Genomic DNA, 19,764 nt, shown 5'->3' with positions numbered 1-19,764 from the left:
AGGTGAATCAATGCTAATCGTAAACCGAGATGACGAACGTCCAATCTGGCAGCAGCTGCTGGACCAAGCGATCCATAATATTACCTCTGGAAAATGGCAGCCAGGTGAATTGCTACTCCCCTCCCGCGAACTCGCTTCTTTAATTGGCGTTTCCCGTTCAACCATACAGATTGTTTATGAGGAGTTATTCAGCCGGGGCTACACTGTCACCTCTCGCCGCGGTGGAACGAGAGTTAGCGAATGGATTTATGCAACTCGCCCTTCAGAGGATGCTGCGCCCGAAGGACCTGTCCCACCCGAGTTGCCTTTATTAAACGCTACAATCGGTCATTTGCACGGTTGGTTCGGGGACAAAAATAGTCAAAAGGTTGAGGTCGATTTCAGTCCCCATGAGCCATATTTGGACGAACATTTTCAAAAAATTTGGAGACGTTCGTTTTTACAGGCTTCCACAGAAACGAATCTGGACTGTTGGGCTTATGGCAATGCCTATGGATACCAACCGCTACGAGAACAAATTCAACGTTATTTGTCACTTGAACGGGGCATTCATGTAAATATCGATCAAATCATGTTAACCTCAGGTGCACAGCATAGCATCGATTTGATTGCCCAAGCCCTTTTACATGAAGGGGATACCGTTTCTGTAGAAGATCCTGGCTTCCCTGCTGCCTGGATGGCAATGAAGTATCGGCGTATGCAAGTTGTCTCGGTTCCAGTTGACGAGTACGGTTTATGCGCAGACCAGATTCATTCGGGCTCCAAGCTTGTCTATGTTACGCCATCGCACCAGTGTGCGGTTGGAGTCATTATGTCGGAACCTCGCAGGCAACAATTGTTACACATGGCTGCCGAGCAGCAGTTTTGGATTGTTGAGGATGATTACGACAGCGAATTTCGCTATCGAGGCGGCCCACTTCCAACCTTGTTCAGTCAGCGGCCTCAGAACACATTGTATATGATGAGTTTTTCCAAAATGATTGCTCCTGGTATACGGATATCGGCAATCGTTGGTCCCAAAGAAGCCATTCGCCAGCTCGCCCAAGTCCATGAATTAACCTATCGTCATCTTCCGATTATGGAGCAATTAACGCTTACTCATTTTATTGAGCATGGTCATTTCATGCGCCATATGAGACGGGTTCGAAATGTATATCGGCGCAGACATGAAGCCATGACGAAGGCTATCATCACGACAGGTCTCGTCGAACACTTCACACTAAGCGGCGTAGAAACGGGATTGCATATCCTTCTTGAAGCTGATAAATCGTTTGATGAAGAAGCCGCGACGATCCTAGCACTCGAAAAAGGAATCCGTGTTTATCCACTTAGCAGGTATTGTTTGAAAAGCGATCGAAAAGGATGGGTACTAGGCTTTGCTAAAGTAGATGAATCAACCATTGAAGAAGGCATTTTTCGTCTTGCGGAAATTACACGGTTTTACCAGGTTTGAACATTTTTTCTTCTTCTATTGGATTTTCTTTCGCAGTGATATGCTGTGGATCTATTCGGTACACCTGAACCGGACCACCGAATACTGCTGAACGGTATTTGTCTACGTGCTGCTTGGGTAAAGGCCGATTATAGTAGCCTGGCACATACTTATTCATCATTTCTTGCAACATGTATGTAGCTTCATCTAGATCGGCTATAGGCTGTGCCTTGCCAAAAATCATTACACTCATATACGCTGTGTCCGTCTTAGCTGGCACCGGATCAGTAATCGTTCCATATTCTTCACAAACCGTAAAACAGACCTCAGGATTAGCATCCATAACCTGATTTCTTCTCCCGCCTGTGCCACCATGGAAATAGAGCTTCCCATTTGCCCAAACAAAATTGAGCGGAACTACATACGGCAAATGACCATCGACCATTCCAAGATGTCCGATTCTTGCTTGCTGCAAAAATGTCTCAATCTTGCTCTTATCTAATACTTCTCTCATTTTGTAACGCACTCCATCCATTGTTACCACTCCCATTATTTTGAAATATGCTGCAAGTTTATCAGCCATTGGAGTGAAGGTATACGTCCAAAACCACCTAATTGAAGCAATCCATAAGCAATCGTCTAAAGCATGAGAAAACGAAAAAGCTGCCGGAACTCCCGGCAGCAGGCATTTTCTTATTACTCGGTATGATTGATTAAATGAGCAATTTCTTTCACTCTCTCCATTGTAATTCCTTCCCTTTGTTCAACCGCAAGCGGATGACTCGTTTGTTCTACTTCTATTAAGGGAACCGCACCAACTTTTTGAGTATGTACCCATGTCTTTAAGGAGAGGGTAGTTTTTGGATAGATGGAAAGTTCAGTCGATAACCAGCCAAAATAAGGTTCTTCATTTTCTCTTCCTTCTACGTGCAGCAATTCATTTGATCTCAAAAAGTTTTCTTCACTAAGAGAAACCCAAACACTCCATATAAATTTCTCACTTGTATCAATGATTGGTATTTCAATATGTCCTCTAATAAAGAAATGCTGTTCATCAATTACACAAAAGTCTCTGATTAATTCTGTTCGTTTCTCTTCTGGTACCATGTAAAAATAATGTGGTGCTTCTATTCCGTAACAGAAAGGCAATTCATTTAATTCGTTGTTACAGTGAGGGCATTTTACCACATATTTCATTACATGAATAATCTGTCAGCAAGTTTAATAGAATATGTCTCTATTAATGTACTCCCGGCGAATAGGTGCACGGTGCTCAATTATCAAGGCAATGCGGTTACTTCGCTTACACATAAAGTAATATAATACAAAAATTAACAATAATTTTAAAAGATAATATTTTGTAAAAAACGAAAATAACGGGACGAAAAGTTGTAATATATAACATAGTTTTACAAATTTATACAAATAATAGGTGATTCTGTTATGAAGAAACTGATTAAATCAACTCTTGTAACAGCTCTACTTTTAAGCAGTCTTTCGGTAGTGGGGGTGTCTGCGGAATCTGTTCGACCTTTAGAAATTGTGCCAAGTAACGGACATGGGGCTTCTACTGATAATAGCGGTACGATACAGCCATTAGGTAGAATCATAAGAGACACATTTACGTATGACGGAAGCGACAGCTGGACTTTCAATTTCGACGAGTGGGAACCGGGTGAGGAAGAGCTTCGAGTACACGTACAAAACTTGGGGGACATTGATATGAAGTACAAAGTTTCCATGCCATCCGGCAGGACTTGGTTTTCCGGTACTTTAAAACCTAACGAAAAAGTCGAGAACTCCCTCTATTTAGATGACCCATGGGAATTTGGAGATTATAGATTGAACGTTTCCAATAGAAATGGCGTCCCGGGAAAAGTTAAACTTTCTGCAAGCTCCAATTAGGGAAGATAGAGAGGGTTCGAGCATAGCGCTCGACTCCTCTTTTTTTATTTTCCCATACATCAAGTCATAGAGTGATCTAGGTGATCTAGGTGATCTATTTTACATACTACTGGTAGGTACTGGCGTAGGGCTGAAGGTGACGAAGTCGTTTGCCGCTGGCCTCGCGCCGATCTGTACGAATGTGGAACTAATGCCGCCTGCGTATCGCCCGTTGGCTAAACGCGAACGTATAGAGCAAAACCAGCTCAACATTCTGGATAACGGATACGCGAAAATCTACGTAGGTGATAGCAAAGAGGCTTCGGTTGAACCCTGTGCTTGTATCTAAAGCTATTGACTTATTGATATCCCCGATACTCCCTGCCTTTTACAAAAAAAAGATCATTCCCAATCAAGCTGGAATGATCTCCATGTTTCTAATCAGTTTTGACAATACCAAGCAGATACCCGTTCCTTTACAAACTCGGCCAAGTTGTCGATGTCATTAATATCGAAAAATGGCAACCCCGGCTGACGTTTGTCTGACCAGCCTACAATCCCTACCAAATTTGTAACAATCGATAAAAGCTCCTCATCTTCTGGTCTGCGAAGCAGGACGAGCTTGGGATAGCCTTCACGCTTGAAGCCTTCTACCAAAACGAGCTGGGCCCCCGCATCTGCCAAGCGCTTGATAAGGACGGACAACTCCTGCGGCTTTTGTTCCACGATGGCCGTTTTCGTTTTGGATGTGATCGCAACCAGCGAGGCTCCGGCTTCACGATAACGCCAGGTGTCCTTCCCCGGCTGATCCCACTCAAAATCGTGTCCCCCGTCATGCTTGATGACCCCGACTCTTATCCCTGCCTTTTCGAGAATTGGAATGAGCTTGGTGAGCAGCGTCGTCTTGCCACTGTTCGAATAACCGACAATCTGCAAAACACAAGGTGGCTTGACCATTCGCTATCCCTCTCTTCTCCAGGTTGGGGCGGCATGCGTGAGAACCTCAACCAGCTCTCCTGCTTTTCGACCGCTTCCCCCAGCTGGTATGATCATAAAGCATTCGCTGTCCTTCAACGTCCCCAGATTCCCTGCCTTTTCATTGAAATCAGGGATCGCGTGCAAAACCCCGTCTTTTTCGAGGAGCTTCCCTCGCAGGTAGCGTGGGTATGGACAAGGCTTCGTATAATCGACGCCAAGTCTCGCCTTAATCACCTGCTGCACGGCATGAGCTTCTCCCGAGAGGCGACGAATGGCTGCTCGCGCAAATAACTCAAACCCGAGAAAACAGGCACCCGGATTCCCTGATAGAGCAATAAAAGGCTTGCCTTCCATGATCATCGCTGTTGTCGGACTTCCCGGACGAATCGCAATCCGATTGAACAAAAGCTCCGCCTCTGGCTCATCCACTAAAGCCGCAATCACATCAAAATCCCCAACAGACACACCGCCGCTTGAAATGACCAGATCCACGCCTCGCAAGCATTCACTGATTTTCGCCTTTGCCACCGACAGATCATCCGGCAGTCTTGAAAACGAAACAGGGATGCCCCCTGCCTCGGCAATCAAGGCAGTCAGCATCACCGTATTACTGTTGCGAATTTTGCCTGGAGCAAGCGGCTGATCAATCTCCAACAGCTCGCTTCCAGTAGAAATCAGCCCGACACGCGGCTTGCAGAACACCTCAACTTGCGAATAGCCAAACGTAGCCAAGCTGGCGAGAGTACCTGCGTTAATCCGCTCGCCCGCCTTGGCAATGATCGTTCCTGTGGCCATCTCCTCACCGCGACGTGATACATTTTCCCCAGGCTTCATCTCCCGCTTGATCCGTACAGCATCGGCCTCTTCGGCTGGGTTATACGTTTGCTCAAACATGATGACCGCATCCGCACCGGCTGGCATCATCGCACCTGTCATGATCCGCGTCGCATAGCCCTCTTTCAACTCTCTAGTAGGTACTTGCCCAGCCGCAACCGTCTCTAGTACTGTTAGCGTAATCGGGTGGTCAACGGAGGCCCCAACCGTATCCTCAGCTCTCACGGCAAACCCATCCAGCGGCGAGCGGTCAAAGTGCGGCAAATCGTATGTTGCATGTAGATCAGAGGCTAGTATCCGCCCGTATGCCTCCCCGATCTGCACTTGTTCCGTTCTCCCTGTCAGCAGTTTTGCCAACAGCTTGCTCATCGCTTCCTCAACTGAGAGTGTTTGTCGCGAAAAACGCATGGCTTGTTCCTCCTAATCTTGACCACCCATTGCTTCTGCTCGTTAGCCGACGTTTACTTCCAAATCTTCCACTTCTCTCTCCACGTACTTCAAATCTTTGTTGGCGTGGAAAGTGTCCGCTTTTTCAACCTTCACGGCTGTATTGTATTCGGGAATACCTGCGTATGTCTCGTATACACCCTTCGGAATGAGTACGTTCCCTTCCGGCCAGTGTACTTGAATATTTCCGCGTCTGGTGTCCTCGAATTTGGCACGTCCTTGGAACGTTCCATATTTATTGTAAACGACGATATTTTCGCCTTCTGCAATGCGCAGTTCTTTTGCATCCTCTGCATTGATCAGGATATCATAACGGTCCGCATTGTTGAACGGGTCTTTCTTGCTGTAAATCATCGAGTTGAACTGCTTACCGCGACGAGTCGTTACATAGAAGTGTCCCTCTGGCTTGTTCAAATCCGGAATCTCAATCGGAATCAGATTCGCTCGGCCATCCGGTGTCGGGCATACGCCGCCTTCACACAACCATGCACCGCCCCATTGGAAAACATCTCCGCGGTTTTTCAGATGCTGGATACCATCGTAGTTTGGATTCGCCAAGGCAATCTCTGCGCGAATTTCTGCCGCGCTTGAGAAGTGCATCAGATGCTTTTTCTCCGGATTGACCCGTGCCGCCAGATCAACGTAAATCTCCCATTCCGAACGCGCCTCTTCAATACGTGGCCCTTCCACTTCGGCACTGAAGTAAACCATGCGCTCAGTACTTGTCGAAGTTCCGCCACCCGGTTGCTCGTAGCGAGTCATTGCCGGCAGTACGATTACTTCTTCCTTCGCATCCACCAACGTTGATGTATTGAAAATGATGTCCTGATGTACACGCACTTCTATGCTCTCCAAGCATTTTTGCATGAAGTCCGGATCTGGCATCGTCTCCAGGAAGTTACCTCCACTCGTATAGAACAATCTGGTTTTGCGCTCGTGTCCATCTGGCAACACTGCATTCTCCAAAGAAATACCGACGATATCTCCTTGCCATTTCGGGATCGGGAACTTCCAGATCTTTTCAATGCGGTTCCAGGATTTTTCTTCAAAATCTCCACCTGGCAAGCTGAACGGATCGGCACCCATTTCACCGGAGCCTTGTACGCCGGAGTGTCCGCGAATCGGCATGAGACCTGTGTGTTTGCGACCCAAGAATCCACGAAGGATGGCCAGATTGGCTACTTGAGAAATATTGTCCGTACCGAATTTGTGCTGAGTCAAACCCATACTCCATACGAATACACCATTTTTGGAGTTGGCGAGCAGCTGCGCGAATTCTTTGATACGCTCGCGGCTGAGGCCGGAGGATTCTACAATCTTGTCCCACGATTCATTCATCACATGCTTGCGCAGCTCCTCGATTCCGTTCGCGTGCTCCTTGATGAATTCATGGTTGATCGCAGAGCCTGGTTTGGCTTCCTCCATCTCGAACCAAATCTTCATCACACCGTTCATGAATGCGATGTCGCCGCCAATATTCACTTGGTAGAAATCGTCCGCAATCTTCGTACCGAACAAAGCACTATCCGGTACAGATGGAATCCAGTACTTCTCCATCGCTGGCTCTCTGTACGGATTGATCAGGATGATTTTCGTTCCTGCTTTTTTCGCAGCATACATGTATTTCGTCGATACAGGCTGGTTATTGCCTGGTACAGAGCCCCAGAACACGAGGACATCGGTACCGATCCAATCTTGATAATTACAGCTCGATGCACCAATCCCAACCGAACGCTTCAATGCTGTCTTACTTGGCGAGTGACAAATACGTGATGCGTTGTCGATATTGTTGGTTCCGAGGAAACGAGCCATTTTAGCTGCCGTGTAGTATACCTCGTTCGTAATCCCACGAGCGGTCAAGAAAAAGGCCAGCTGTTTCGGGCTGATGTTTTTGATTTTTCTCGCGATGCGGTTTAACGCTTCATCCCAGCTAATGCGGGTGAACTTGTTTTCACCTGGCTTTCTTGAAAGCGGATACGGAATTCTTCCCAGCTTGCGCAATTCTTCGCTGGACAGCTTGCGCAGCGCATTTACGTCTTCAAACCATTTGGCATCCATGGCTGGCATGGTATTAAGACGCAGTACGTTCAGTCGCGTGGTGCACAAATGCGGTCCAGTCAACGTCTGATCGTAGAGACCGGATACGCCGAGAGCGCAGCCATCACAAACCCCTTGGGTCAAAATGCGATAGGCATAGCCCAAATTATCGCGATTGTCATAGGCCACCTTCATCGTATCGCGAATGTGATGCGGCTTGATTTTTCCGAGTCCCATCGGCATCAGTGAAGCCCATAAGGAAGGCTTCCAAGAAGTATCCAGCTTAATTGGTCCGCCATGCTTGGTCTTGCCCATTTCTTTAGTCTCCCCTCTAGTAAACTCCATTGAGACGAAAAAACCACCATGAAACCGTCCCTTGTCCTATAGGAAAAGAGCGTGTTCACGGTGGTTGTCTACGGCAGGTTCGCTACCTAGTCTCAACTTCGTGTTTGCTTTTGCGAATTCCGTTACGTCTAAGCCGGTGAACAGGAACGCTGCTTCGTTTAGACTTACGGTTCGTTTTTCATTTTCTTTTCGATGTCTTGATCAAAAACAAAGATCGACATTCCAAAATCCCGTTCAATGTCAATATCGACGAATAGATCAACGAGTTTTGCTCCAAGAAACGCTTCCATGTCAACTGGCTGGTGTTTCCGATAGATCTCTTTGACCATTTCGGTTCGGGCAGCTCGTAATGTCTGCTTTCCGTCTTCCGAAGTGGCGATGAACTTTTCCACCGGAGAAAGGTTGCCTTCCATCTCGCAGATCGCCCAGTTCTTGCAGAACGTGGTGCTGATCTTGCTAGGTCCCTTTCCCATATGGCGCTTTCGGAAAGCCCTGACCAAATTACTGAATTCTGCTTCGAACTTATTCATCGAGGAAAATCACCTTTACTTCAAATCATTCTCTACTTAAACTTTACCATTGATTAACTAGCCAATTCAACAGACTTTTCTCTTTGTTTGGCTTCTTCCTTCAGTTTTTTGATATCCAGACGGACGAATAGCGAGATCACCAGAGCGACAACGAACATTCCTGCGAAAACACTCATGGTTCCTGTATAGCTTTCTGTCGTCTTGCGAACCCATGCTGCAAAGATCGGTCCTGCCAAGCCGGCAGCAGCCCATGCCGTCAGAATATAGCCGTGAATCGCTCCCAATTGCTTCGTTCCAAACAGGTCACCGATGTACGCCGGAATGGATGCAAAGCCACCGCCGTAACAGGTCATAATGATGAACATCGCCACCATGAACAAGATCGGATTGGACATATTCGGCAACAGGAAGAACAGTACCATTTGGATAGCAAAGAAAGCTGTGTACGTGTTTGGTCGTCCAATGAAATCAGACAGAGACGCCCAGCCGATTCGTCCACCACCGTTGAACAAACCGTTTAGCCCTACCATCAAAGCTGCTGTTCCGACAGACATGCCCACCATTTCTTGCGCCATCGGCGATGCTACCGAAATGACAGCGATTCCACATGTCACATTGATAAACAGCATCAGCCACAGCCAGTAAAAACGGCGTGTCTTGATCGCTTCGTTGGCAGTCAATTGGCACAAATCTTTTTTGATTTGCTTGCTGCCAACTGTTCCCTCAGCGGAAAATCCAGCCGGTACCCAGCCTTTTGGAGGTGGAGCCAAATATTGAGCCGAAGCCAACATTACAACGAAATAAATAATGCCCAAAATATAAAAGGTGTTCGCGATTCCTACATTTGCAATCAAAGCGTTCATAATCGGACTGGCAATCATGGAAGCAAAACCGAAGCCCATAATGGCAAGACCCGTTGCTAACCCACGGCGATCCGGAAACCATTTGACCAGAGTCGATACTGGCGTAATATAGCCTACCCCAAGTCCGATACCGCCCAGCACTCCATAACATAAGTACAACAGAGGCAAGCTGCTCAATTGTATCGCCAAGCCAGCCCCGACAGTTCCTACTCCAAAAAAGATAGATGCGAGAATGCCAGCTTTGCGCGGGCCGTGCTTTTCGACATAATGACCGAGGAAGGCAGCAGACAGCCCCAAGAACAAGATCGCAATACTAAACGTAAATTGAACGTCTGGCAAGTCCCAGCCGAATTGCTCGGTAATTGGCTTGGTAAATACACTCCAGGCGTACACCGAGCCAATCGAGATGTGGATGCCCACCGCAGCCAACGCGATCAGCCAACGGTTTTTCACTTTTTGTTCCAAATCATTCATCTCCTTCGCAATGGTCTTTAGCATGCTGCGGATTCATCAGCAGCCTTCGCGAGAAAAAGAAAAACTGCTGATTTCACCGACTCACCCAGATTTCCACAACTGGAAACGAGGGCTACGATGAAACACAGCAGTTAATCATCAGCAGGAACGCTACATCAGCATCAACAAGCATTGTGTTCACTATGTAATTCGCTGCAAGGCTACAAAATAATCGGTGGCAGGGTCGCTGCTCCGTGTCAATCTGTCCCTACGCTATGAATACATGGAAAGACGAAAATTTTATGACACTTTTCATCTCACATAGTATACTACCATGTAAGCGTTCACTCGACAATATTTTCCTCACAAAATAGCCATGAAAACTTCATAATTTCGACAAAAAGGAGGCCCGTATGTCCGAGCTAACCATCACCACCCGATTGCCTGTGTTGAAAATCTCTGCTGACCAACATGGCTGGGAAGACGACGAAATCGTTACCGAGTACCCCCTCACGATTTTCCTCAATGATGAGGAATTCGCTACAATCGTATGTACCCCGGCCGACTTGGAAGAAATGGTCGTTGGTTTTCTCGCAGCTGAGGGTGTCATCAAGAGCTACTCGGAAATCAAACAGCTTACGATTAATGAGGCCCAAGGGTTTGCTTACGTTGATTTGCATAAAGAAACGATTTTGTCGCAGAGCTTTTACTCCAAACGCAGAATTACTTCCTGCTGCGGAAAAAGCAGACAATCCTTTTACTTTTTTAGCGATGCGCGCACAGCAAAGCCTGTTGAAAGCACAACATCTGTCACCCCAGCTCAATGCATGCGCCTGATGAAGGAATTGCAAGCGTCGTCTGAGATCCACCGCCAAACAGGTGGCGTCCACAATGCAGCCCTCTGTACACCGGATGAAGTTTTGCTTCAGTTCTCCGATATCGGGCGTCACAATGCTCTCGACAAGATCTATGGGAAATGCTTGCGAGATAACATTTCCACCACGGACAAAATTTTAGTATTCAGTGGACGCATCTCGTCTGAAGTGCTGCTCAAGGCTGCCAAGATTGGTGCTGGCATCATTTTGTCCAAGTCCGCTCCAACTGATCTCGCCCTGCAATTGGCAGATGAGCTGAAGCTCACCGCAGTCGGTTTTATCCGTAATGACAAAATGAACGTGTATACACAAGCCGAAAGAATTCTTCTGCCTTAAAAAAGAAATCAATCAAAAGCGGGACAAGCTCAGAGCCTTCCCGCTTTTCTATGTTTTTTCATTTGGTAATCTCAAAGCCCGAGTTATCCTCTCGGGCTTTTATTCTTTGAACGTGGGAATTTTTTATTTGCAGCAGCAATGTTTCCTTTTATGCTTGCAGTGGTCGTCTTCATCTTCGTCTTCGTCTTCGTCTTCGTCTTCGTCCTCATCATCTTCTTCATCTTTGTCTTCGTCTTCGTCGTCCTCTTCTTTGTCTTCATCATCGATGTCTTGCTTTTTACAACAATGGTGGTCATGTTTTTCAAAGCCTTTGCAATCATGGTGTTTGCAGCAAGAGCAGTGATCGTGGCAATGTTCATGCTTTTTGCAGCAGCAGTGTGGCTCGTAGTAAACGTCGTGTTTCTTGCAACAGCAGTGGTAATCGTAATATTTGTCGGTTTTTTTGCAACAGCAGTGGTGGTCGTAATACTTGTCGTGTTTTTTGTCGCAACAGTGGTGGTCGTAATACTTGTCGTGTTTTTTGTCGCAACAGTGGTGGTCGTATTTGTCGGGTTTTTTGCAACAACAATGGTGACCGTGGTGTTTGCCCTGTTTATTGCACTTTCTTGTCATTGCGCTCCCTCCTTTCGTTAGCCATCACTACTATTCATACGGTTTGTCCAGAGAAATGCTTGTATGATAGCCCTCTATGAAAAGCCCCTTTTTTCCAAACAAAAAACAGGACACGTCTCAAGCATGTCCTGTCTTTCTGCGTTTTTCTTCGCTTTTTGCCTTTTCGTACTCTTCCGGCGTGTTTACATTAAATACAGCCCAAGGGTCCAACGATTCATCAGGCAAGGGCACAACGCGCAACTCATCTAAAGTCCGCATTAATCTTCGCTGTCCATGCAACAGCGCCTGCTCCCAATTAGTCTGTGTTCTCCGATGGTACACTGCACATAATGGATGGGTTCGTCCTTCTGATTGGGCGACAATCACATCCCAGTCGTCCCTCTCCCTGGCGAACTCAATAAGTTTGGCTATTTGAACACGATCCATAAAAGGTAGGTCGCAGGACAACACCAGCAAAGCATCCTCGGAGCTTACACGAAAAGCAGTAACCAGTCCACTAACAGGACCGCAGGATGGTACCAGATCTGGCGTTATTGTGACGGGCTGTTCATCAATTTGTTCCTTTTGTGTCACTTGAGCGTCCGAAAAATCGTTCGCTACAATGAAACAAGACAAGCCAACCGCCTGTACTTCCTTTACCAGCTCTGTTAAAAAGGTTCCGTCCCTCCACGGTAATTTTTGCTTTGGCGAGCCCATTCTGCTGCTTTTTCCGCCCGCTAAAATAACCGCACCGATACGCAGCTGCTGCATAAATTTCCTCCCGGGTGTTGACAATAACTCTTATTAGTTTATAATGAGTTTAAACAAATAATTATTATAAATAAGGAGAGATTCTCGATGGAAAACACACTCTACAGCGCTCTAAATAAACAAGTGGCAAACTGGACAGTCCTCTATACAAAACTACACAATTTCCACTGGAATGTAAAAGGGCCACACTTCTTTACACTCCACGCAAAATTTGAGGAATTGTACAACGAAGCAGCAGCGAATCTAGATTCCCTCGCTGAACGTGTCCTCTCCATCGGCGGAAAGCCTGTAGCGACTTTGGCTGCATGTCTGAACACAGCAAGCATCACCGAAGCACAAGGAAGCGAAACAGCTGAGCAAATGGTAGAAACGATCGCGAGAGACTTCTCCATTCTCGTGGATGAACTGAAGCTCGCTATGGAAACGGCAGACCAAGCCGACGATGAAGCGACAGCCGATATGCTGTTGGGAATCCGCAGCAGCTTGGAAAAACACATTTGGATGCTCAAATCCTTCTTACAATAAGCAAGTAAATCAATAGACACCAAAAGGCGATTGTGCATAGACACATCGCCTTTTTGAGGTCTTGCCTCCCGCGAAACTGCCTATCTCACCCTGCTATCCTAGAGTGAAAAAATCAGTTTCCGCCCGTCCTTTTCTACTTTTACTTGGGGTAAATACTTTAATGACTTCTGTACACCAATGTAGGGACTCGCAAACTCTACCTGGTGGCGTGCTTTCAATACGGAGCAGAGATCAGCCAATGACATTGGTGACATCGATTCCCGTAACAGGTTTTCGATATGCTTCGCAACTTCCACATAATCATGACGAATGTGCGCCTTTCTCACCTTCATTCGCTTCATCACATCATCGGAATATTCCTCTGTTGACATAGCTACATCGTCTTGGCTCACTTCTTCTCCGATCCCGGCTTCATTATCCAACTCGCGAATACGGCTCAGAAGCTGCTTGATGTCAGCTCCCAACTGCTTGTCCTGATCAACATACTGTCGACGCAGTGCCATACGCTGCTCTAGCATGGCCTGCAATGTCATTTGTAACGCTTTCCGTTCGTTAAACATTGCGTTATGTATTCCCCTTTTCGCAAAAAGTAGAATGATGGAATTATATCCAATGATAATATAATTCGTACTAGTTGGAAACGGGAATTTGAGTGACAAAAAATCCTTATCACACCCAAGAGTATAGCAACAAAAATTAAAGATAGCTCCTCTCTATACCAAACTTGGCTATAGAAAAAGCTATCTTGTCTTAATTCGAATTATAGATGTTCTATATAATTATAAGTTACTAACAGACAAATTATAGCTAGTAGTTTGATTAAATCCCAATACTTTAAGATAGTACTTTTGACCAGCAACTACATCAAAATCTAATGGAATATCCATAACGGAATTTTTAATATACTCAGTGTCAGAATTATATAAACCTACAGCTGCTAAACCAGTTGGTCCTGTCAGTAAAACGCGTACTTGTCCAGTTTTATTAGCTACAAAAACAAAAATATCCTCATTATCAGTTCGGTCAACTTCACCTGAAATGCTCGAGTCAACAATCATAGTGTTAGCTGTTTCGAAAGTATTGTTCGACTCTGTTTCCGAACTTGCAGCAAAAGCGGATGAAGATACAGCAAATACTAGTGTCAATGCTAGCAGGATCTTTTTCACAATGCCTTCCTCCTATAATATGGAATAATAGGAATGTACCATCATTTTCAAATTATGTCAAAATATAATTTTTATTGAAGTTATTTGTTGATTCATGTCACTTTCCTTATAATTTTGTCGAGATTATATCCACTAAGTATCCTTAAGAGAAGACCCATCCACACATGGATAGGTCTTATATAAACAGACTTTGCAAAGACATGATCAAACCACCTTCTCCTCACTCAATCGATCCGTAATTACAGCAATCGCACCATCACCCGTTACGTTACAAGCAGTGCCGAAGCTATCCTGCGCGATGTACAGTGCAATCATCAACGAAGTCAACGTGGTAGTAAATCCGAGCATGGTCTCCATCAATCCGAGTGCTGCCATGACTGCTCCGCCCGGCACACCTGGTGCGGCGATCATCGTTACACCGAGCATCAAGATGAATGGAAACATCACACTAAAGGATGTCGCCATGTCATTTAGCATCATAACTGCCATGGAACAGCTGACAAGCGTAATCGTGCTTCCGGAAAGATGGATCGTTGCACAGAGTGGAACGACGAAGTCCGCGATTTTTTCGCTCACACCGTTTTTCTTGGTCTGATTTAGTGTCACAGGAATGGTGGCTGCAGATGATTGTGTTCCAATCGCTGTGAAGTAAGCGGGAAGCATATTTTTTATCAGCGTGAATGGGTTTTTGCGTCCCATCTGACCTGCTACCATGTACTGCACGAACAGATAAAATAGATGCAAGACGATAATCATGACGAAAACTTTCACAAATACGGACAAAATCATGGTGACTTGTCCACCATAGGTCAGATTGGAAAATACAGACAGGATATGTAATGGAAGCAACGGGATAATGACGGAAGCAATCAGCTTCTCGACGATATCTCTCAAGTCTACCATCACATTTTGCAGGGCATTCCCTTTGATGACAGTCGCTCCAAGACCAAGGGTAAAGGCGAGCAACAATGCTGTCATTACACCTACAATCGGCGGCATGTCCACGGTAAAGAATGGCTTCACCAGTGCTTCCTCCGGGTTGGCATACTGATTCACCAGTCCACCTACCTCAAGAATGTGTGGAAAAATACTTGTACTGACCCAATAAGCAAGCACTCCTGCGAGGATCGTAGACAAGTAAGCAACCCCTGTGGTTACCCCAAGCAAACGCCCTGCCCCTTTGCCCAGCTCACCGATGCCTGGCGCGATAAATCCAATGATAATCAACGGAATCGCAAATCCGAGGAAATTTCCAAACAGGCCACTAAACGTAGCCAATCCTTTCACAACCCAAATCGGCGAAATAGATCCGATTCCAACCCCAAGGACAATGGCGATCAGGATTTTGGGTAGTAAACCTAGCTGTTTCATTAATATTAAACCTCCGTTAAGTATTAATAAATGATGTCCACGTGGAATGGACTATGTCTCTTTTACGCGGACTAATGAATAACAAGGTAACACATCCGGGATGAGATTGTCATGAATCATAATAAAGTAAAAATATTCAAATTAAAGAAAAACCCCCAATGAGCGTTTCTTACTCACTTGGGGGAACGATTTTATTTGGCGCAAAGCACCTGGCGAAATTCCTCTTCGAGGTCTGCCAATACGCGCATGGCATTCGCTAGATCTTGCTCATTCTTTTCCACGATCAGTGTGTGACAACGTCCAAATTGCTTCGCCTGTCTCTCTTTGATTGCCGCCAACTCTGGCGCATGCTTCGAGTAAAACACAGCGAAATCCAGTGCTCGCCTTGCACCTAATTGGAAAGCAAAGTAGGAGAGATGACCAACTTCTGCTGGGGAGAGTCCGCCCTCCTCTTCTATCCGTTTCACTACCCGCAAGATCGCTTCTTTTCCGTATAGGACCGAAGCGTTTGGTTTAGCCGATGCGCTTTCCTGATAAACCCTTTGGAATAAACGAAGGGCATTTGCGGCTTGTTCCTCCTCTGACGGACTGCCTACACGCTTTGGTGCTGTCCAGTAGTGATAGGAAAAGAGGCGATCGAAGATTTTTTCGGCTTTCCATGCCAAGACAAACTGGGACAATGGCAAGCTCACAAAAGGGAATCCTGCCGGATCATGCAGGTAGATGGCTTGCTCATCCATCCTGTACGCGAGAACAAAATGGTCAGCTCCTCCCAAATAAGCAGCATTGGGATTATACGTCAAATAGCCCATATCAAGTGGTCCGAGCAAAACGGGCCCATGCTCCACATCACGCCGTAATTGCTCCAATGGTGGCTCTCCCTCAGCATCCCCTGACTTTTCCGTCCAGCGAAACCCTAGTAGCTCCAACGCATGACTTACACCACGATCCGGAATCTCTTGTCCGAAATAAATGACTTTCTGCTCCTCATGCCACATCGCCCCAATGCCTACGCCAGAGAGTACTTCAAGTACAGCAGGCGATACCTTCTCCCCAATCGTCTCCAGAAGCATTGATGATGAATTTGCGTAGCAGTACGCGCCACTTCCGATGTACGGTAACATGCTTTTCTTCTCCCTCTTTCTCGTCAATGTATGGCTTACCTGTCATTGACTTTGGGACACATGCTTTTCTGACAACGCTTTGCAAAACGCTTCTTCATTCTTCCTCTTCTTCCGACATGACGAAAAACTCTTTCTCAAATCCGGTTTTCTCCCAAAAAGCTTGTGCTGACTCATTCTCTACATCCACAAACACTTGAATGTGCGAAACTTCTTGCGCGAGAAGCCATCTTTTCAAGCTGTGAAAAATCGCTTGCCCCACTTTTTGTTTACGGTACGCTGGAGCCACATACAGTTCATCTACGTGCCCCGAGTAAGTTTCATGCACCATCTCTTTTTTCATGGAGGCAAGCCCATAACCAACAAGCTGGTCGTCATCGTCAAGCGCAATATGTACGACTCCGTATGCCGATCGGCAATACTGGACCACCTGCTGTTCGATGCCTGCCATTTCTCCATCTGTTAGCTCGTATTCTACGGTTTCGATTGCGTTTTGATTCCATAGTTCTACGATTTCCTTCAGGTAACGGCTATCTGCTTGCAACTGTTCAATGCGCATGTTTGGAAAAACCCTCTCTTACGCGAAATATTTTTTTGAAAAACTCCATCTTCTCACTCACGAAAGCATCATCCGAATCGGTGCTACCCATGATATGAGGATCATGCATGCACAGCCCCATTAGCCACAATTGGCGAATGCCTGTCATGAGCGACACCGCAGCCTGGTCGTTTTCAGATAAGGGACGAACCTCGGTATATCCTTTTAGAAAAGCATTCCATAGCGAATCCACCAGTTCGTCATCTTCCTCGATCAATATTCGGCTCAGCTTGAAAGCAGCCAAATCATACGCCCGCCAGCCATATCCGCACAGGTCGAAATCAAAGTGGGTATAGCTGTTGTCCTCACAAAAGTTCGTATTAAAATTCCCTTGAAGGTCTCCGTGGCAAATCCCCCAGTCGAGTCCGGCACGGATATGCTCATTCAGCTTGGCTTCCAGCTCAATCGCCAGCTTTTGGAGGATTTGAAAATCTTCCTTCCGATGCTGCAGACGTGACTCGATGATGGCTAACGGGCGATGAATCAGCGTCTTAGCGTCCCACACCTCGCGAGCTTGCTGTGTGGAAAAGCCTTCTGATTTGACATGCAGCTCGGCAACGGCTCTGCCGAATCGTTCGCTCAGTTCTTCGGTATCGATCTCCTGCTCCTTGCCACAGGCAAAAGTGAACAACGCACCAAAGCGATTGCCCTCTGCTGCTTGCAGTCTCAAGACATGGTTTCCTGAACCGTCCGCAATTGGCACAGAAACAGATACTCCTTGTCTGTTCAAATGGAGCAACAGCTCCATCTCGAACGCGACAGCTGCTTCCTCTGTTCGCCAATCACTGCGATACAGCCTGAAAATTCGTTTTTGATCAATGGTCTTCACGAGGTACGTATCGTTCATGCCTCGAAGCATGTAGTGAACGGATTGTATTTGTTCGGTTGGATATGCTTCCTGAAGTACTTTCTGTAATGCTTTTTCACAGATGGTTGAGTAGACGACGGGTAAATGCATAGTCATGCTGCTCCTTTTTGCTAAGTATTGGGAAGTTATTATAGAGGACGTGTGAATAGGGAAAAGGACACAGCAAGAAAAAGGACCTTGAAGGGCTAAAGGCCGATCAAGGTCTGGTACAGACTACAACAATTTGTCCCCCTTGCTGAATAAGCTTTTCAAGGAATCGGGCAACATAAGAATGGATTCGTATTCGTCACGCTCATCAAAAGGTTTGATGTCAAAAATAGTTATTTCCTCACTTTTCCCTTGATCTCGCGCAATTCCTCGAGGATCAAATCGTATTTGTCGCTGTATTTGTCCAGCAAGTCTTGCAGTCGCCCCTCTCGCTCGCGATTTGCTCTCATAATATAAAACAACAACCAGACAAACAAAGCAGCAAATGGTCCTTGCTGAAGTAATACGGTTGTTACTTGATCTTCCATGTTAATCTCCCCTTTTGTCACTGTACAGAACGAGTGTTCCCGCATCGTCCTTATCTGTATTTTGTACAAAACGCTTGTACACAATTCGTTAAAGACAAAAATAATATCCATACTTTTCTTTTTCCTTCTCATTTAGTACAATAAATTTGTACATCCTCACAGGAAGGACTGGCACGCTCATGCTATCTCAGCGCTTACGCACAGCTCGTAAGACAAAAGGTCTGACCCAGGAAGAGTTGGCAGAGCATGTCTGCACAACCAAGGGGACGATCAGTAACTACGAGAACAACCACAGCACACCACCGAATGACATGCTGCGGCAATTGGCTGATGTGCTGGACGTCACGACCGATTGGTTGTTGGGCCGCACAGATGAAGTCACGGCCTATATTCTCCCAGCAACAGGAGAGAAAAATCAACGTTCGTTGGACGAGCTCTTGCAGGAAAAGATCGATGACCCGGACGACTACTATTTCCTAGACGGGTATCTGGATGCTTCAGAAGAGGAGAAAAAAGAAATTCGCCGCTACTGGTACGACTTGAAGAAACAGTGGAAGGTCCGTAAAGTACGCGAAGAACGACCTCCGTCTTTGTTTGACATCACGGAAGACATCAAAAAAAAATAACCCCAATGCGGGGTTTTCTTTTCAGCCAAGAACAGAACGTACGTTCCTTACTTATTCACTTAGGAGGTCTTTGATGCTTCACTCCCTTTTGCAAGAAATCTGCGAACCGCAAACATGGCTCGAGAGTCGCGTCTACTTATTACTTCAGCATCACGGCATCGACCAGCCCGAACAAATCGATTTGCATCTGCTGTGCGAGACGTACGGCATCGAGATCCATCGTATTTGCGGCAGGAGTCGGGCACACGCGCATCCCTTTTCGCCGGGACGTTATATCATTGCGGTGGACGAGCGGCTCGATCCAGCTACCCAGCGGGTTAAAATCGCGCATGAGCTCGGACATTTGCTCCTTCATGAAGGCATTCAGCCCCAGAGCAGCGAATGGATGATTGACTGGCAAGAATCGCAGGCGAATCATTTTGCCGAGCATTTGCTGCTTCCCATTTACATGATGAGCACCCTTCTGGCCGATTGCTCGCGATACAATGCACCGGCTGTGTTGGCTCAGCGCTTTCAGGTGCCGTTGCCTCTTGCTCGTGCCCGTTTTGAACGCATACTAAGCCGTATGTATGCCAAAGGCTTTCCCGTCTATGGGTAA

At 46.4% G+C, this 19,764-nt stretch carries 22 protein-coding genes and 1 pseudogene; 8 read left to right on the top strand and 15 right to left on the bottom strand.

Going from position 1 to position 19,764, the window contains the following annotated elements:
• Positions 1-10 precede the first annotated feature (10 nt).
• Entirely contained in the window at positions 11-1,453 is a 1,443-nt protein-coding gene (pdxR, locus tag C7R94_RS03640; RefSeq protein ID WP_106778505.1) for a MocR-like pyridoxine biosynthesis transcription factor PdxR, read from the top strand.
• Here pdxR and C7R94_RS03635 read toward each other — a convergent pair.
• On the bottom strand, positions 1,431-1,967 hold the full coding sequence (locus tag C7R94_RS03635) for a pyridoxamine 5'-phosphate oxidase family protein (protein ID WP_106778504.1): 537 nt from the start codon (positions 1,965-1,967) through the stop codon (positions 1,431-1,433). The two genes, pdxR and C7R94_RS03635, sit on opposite strands and share 23 nt — an antisense overlap.
• A 161-nt stretch (positions 1,968-2,128) precedes the next feature.
• A complete protein-coding gene (locus tag C7R94_RS03630; protein WP_106778503.1) occupies positions 2,129-2,629 on the bottom strand; it encodes a DUF2199 domain-containing protein in 501 nt (166 codons plus the stop codon).
• A gap of 246 nt (positions 2,630-2,875) precedes the next feature.
• Here C7R94_RS03630 and C7R94_RS03625 point away from each other — a divergent pair, with 246 nt between their 5' ends.
• Together C7R94_RS03625 and C7R94_RS30945 are read left to right on the top strand one after the other, a co-directional pair.
• Positions 2,876-3,337, top strand: a complete 462-nt coding sequence (locus C7R94_RS03625) for a hypothetical protein (RefSeq protein WP_106778502.1) — start codon at positions 2,876-2,878, stop codon at positions 3,335-3,337.
• 82 nt (positions 3,338-3,419) lie between these two features.
• Positions 3,420-3,676: pseudogene (locus C7R94_RS30945) on the top strand (ribonucleoside-triphosphate reductase, adenosylcobalamin-dependent); the annotation flags it as partial.
• 81 nt (positions 3,677-3,757) lie between these two features.
• Here the strand turns inward: C7R94_RS30945 and mobB are convergent.
• From mobB to C7R94_RS03600, 5 genes are all read right to left on the bottom strand, one after another.
• Positions 3,758-4,273: a molybdopterin-guanine dinucleotide biosynthesis protein B gene (gene mobB, locus C7R94_RS03620; RefSeq protein WP_106778501.1), complete on the bottom strand. Its 516-nt coding sequence runs from the start codon at positions 4,271-4,273 to the stop codon at positions 3,758-3,760.
• Positions 4,274-4,276: 3 nt separating this feature from the next.
• Complete coding sequence (locus C7R94_RS03615; protein ID WP_106778500.1) at positions 4,277-5,536, bottom strand: molybdopterin molybdotransferase MoeA; 1,260 nt, start codon at positions 5,534-5,536, stop codon at positions 4,277-4,279.
• A gap of 42 nt (positions 5,537-5,578) precedes the next feature.
• Positions 5,579-7,927, bottom strand: a complete 2,349-nt coding sequence (locus C7R94_RS03610; RefSeq protein ID WP_106778499.1) for an FdhF/YdeP family oxidoreductase — start codon at positions 7,925-7,927, stop codon at positions 5,579-5,581.
• Positions 7,928-8,121: 194 nt separating this feature from the next.
• Positions 8,122-8,487: a Na-translocating system protein MpsC family protein gene (locus C7R94_RS03605; protein ID WP_012684864.1), complete on the bottom strand. Its 366-nt coding sequence runs from the start codon at positions 8,485-8,487 to the stop codon at positions 8,122-8,124.
• A 53-nt stretch (positions 8,488-8,540) separates the two neighbouring features.
• Positions 8,541-9,815 (bottom strand): L-lactate MFS transporter, encoded by a 1,275-nt coding sequence (locus C7R94_RS03600; protein ID WP_304533578.1) that lies wholly within the window; start codon positions 9,813-9,815, stop codon positions 8,541-8,543.
• A 401-nt stretch (positions 9,816-10,216) separates the two neighbouring features.
• On the opposite strand from C7R94_RS03600, the gene fdhD reads away from it, so the two are divergent.
• Both fdhD and C7R94_RS30180 read left to right on the top strand, forming a co-directional pair.
• Entirely contained in the window at positions 10,217-11,014 is a 798-nt protein-coding gene (gene fdhD / locus C7R94_RS03595; protein WP_106778497.1) for a formate dehydrogenase accessory sulfurtransferase FdhD, read from the top strand.
• A 150-nt stretch (positions 11,015-11,164) separates the two neighbouring features.
• Entirely contained in the window at positions 11,165-11,647 is a 483-nt protein-coding gene (locus tag C7R94_RS30180; protein WP_199197918.1) for a hypothetical protein, read from the top strand.
• 96 nt (positions 11,648-11,743) lie between these two features.
• Here the strand turns inward: C7R94_RS30180 and mobA are convergent, their stop codons facing one another.
• Entirely contained in the window at positions 11,744-12,376 is a 633-nt protein-coding gene (gene mobA / locus C7R94_RS03580) for a molybdenum cofactor guanylyltransferase (protein ID WP_106778494.1), read from the bottom strand.
• Positions 12,377-12,463: 87 nt separating this feature from the next.
• Here mobA and C7R94_RS03575 point away from each other — a divergent pair, with 87 nt between their 5' ends.
• Positions 12,464-12,901, top strand: coding sequence for a Dps family protein (locus C7R94_RS03575; protein WP_106778493.1), 438 nt, complete (start codon positions 12,464-12,466; stop codon positions 12,899-12,901).
• Positions 12,902-12,999: 98 nt separating this feature from the next.
• Here the strand turns inward: C7R94_RS03575 and C7R94_RS03570 are convergent, their stop codons facing one another.
• The 7 genes from C7R94_RS03570 to C7R94_RS03540 form a co-directional block, all read right to left on the bottom strand.
• On the bottom strand, positions 13,000-13,461 hold the full coding sequence (locus tag C7R94_RS03570; RefSeq protein ID WP_047071238.1) for a hypothetical protein: 462 nt from the start codon (positions 13,459-13,461) through the stop codon (positions 13,000-13,002).
• Between the two features lie 219 nt (positions 13,462-13,680).
• On the bottom strand, positions 13,681-14,067 hold the full coding sequence (locus C7R94_RS03565) for a hypothetical protein (RefSeq protein ID WP_106778492.1): 387 nt from the start codon (positions 14,065-14,067) through the stop codon (positions 13,681-13,683).
• A 204-nt stretch (positions 14,068-14,271) separates the two neighbouring features.
• Positions 14,272-15,438 (bottom strand): dicarboxylate/amino acid:cation symporter, encoded by a 1,167-nt coding sequence (locus C7R94_RS03560; protein ID WP_106778491.1) that lies wholly within the window; start codon positions 15,436-15,438, stop codon positions 14,272-14,274.
• A 191-nt stretch (positions 15,439-15,629) separates the two neighbouring features.
• Positions 15,630-16,562, bottom strand: a complete 933-nt coding sequence (locus C7R94_RS03555; RefSeq protein WP_106778490.1) for a hypothetical protein — start codon at positions 16,560-16,562, stop codon at positions 15,630-15,632.
• A gap of 94 nt (positions 16,563-16,656) precedes the next feature.
• Entirely contained in the window at positions 16,657-17,118 is a 462-nt protein-coding gene (locus C7R94_RS03550) for a GNAT family N-acetyltransferase (protein ID WP_106778489.1), read from the bottom strand.
• Complete coding sequence (locus tag C7R94_RS03545) at positions 17,108-18,115, bottom strand: homoserine kinase (RefSeq protein ID WP_106778488.1); 1,008 nt, start codon at positions 18,113-18,115, stop codon at positions 17,108-17,110. Before C7R94_RS03545 ends, C7R94_RS03550 begins: the two co-directional genes overlap by 11 nt.
• Before the next feature lie 230 nt (positions 18,116-18,345).
• Complete coding sequence (locus C7R94_RS03540) at positions 18,346-18,540, bottom strand: BhlA/UviB family holin-like peptide (protein ID WP_047070410.1); 195 nt, start codon at positions 18,538-18,540, stop codon at positions 18,346-18,348.
• A gap of 179 nt (positions 18,541-18,719) precedes the next feature.
• On the opposite strand from C7R94_RS03540, the gene C7R94_RS03535 reads away from it, so the two are divergent.
• Complete coding sequence (locus C7R94_RS03535) at positions 18,720-19,166, top strand: helix-turn-helix domain-containing protein (protein WP_106778487.1); 447 nt, start codon at positions 18,720-18,722, stop codon at positions 19,164-19,166.
• A 73-nt stretch (positions 19,167-19,239) separates the two neighbouring features.
• Positions 19,240-19,764, top strand: coding sequence for an ImmA/IrrE family metallo-endopeptidase (locus tag C7R94_RS03530; protein ID WP_047070408.1), 525 nt, complete (start codon positions 19,240-19,242; stop codon positions 19,762-19,764).

The organism is Brevibacillus sp. NRRL NRS-603 (assembly GCF_003013445.1).
Lineage (GTDB): Bacteria > Bacillota > Bacilli > Brevibacillales > Brevibacillaceae > Brevibacillus > Brevibacillus formosus.
Note: the sequence above shows the minus strand (reverse complement) of the source record. Positions and strands in the feature narration are given on the sequence as shown.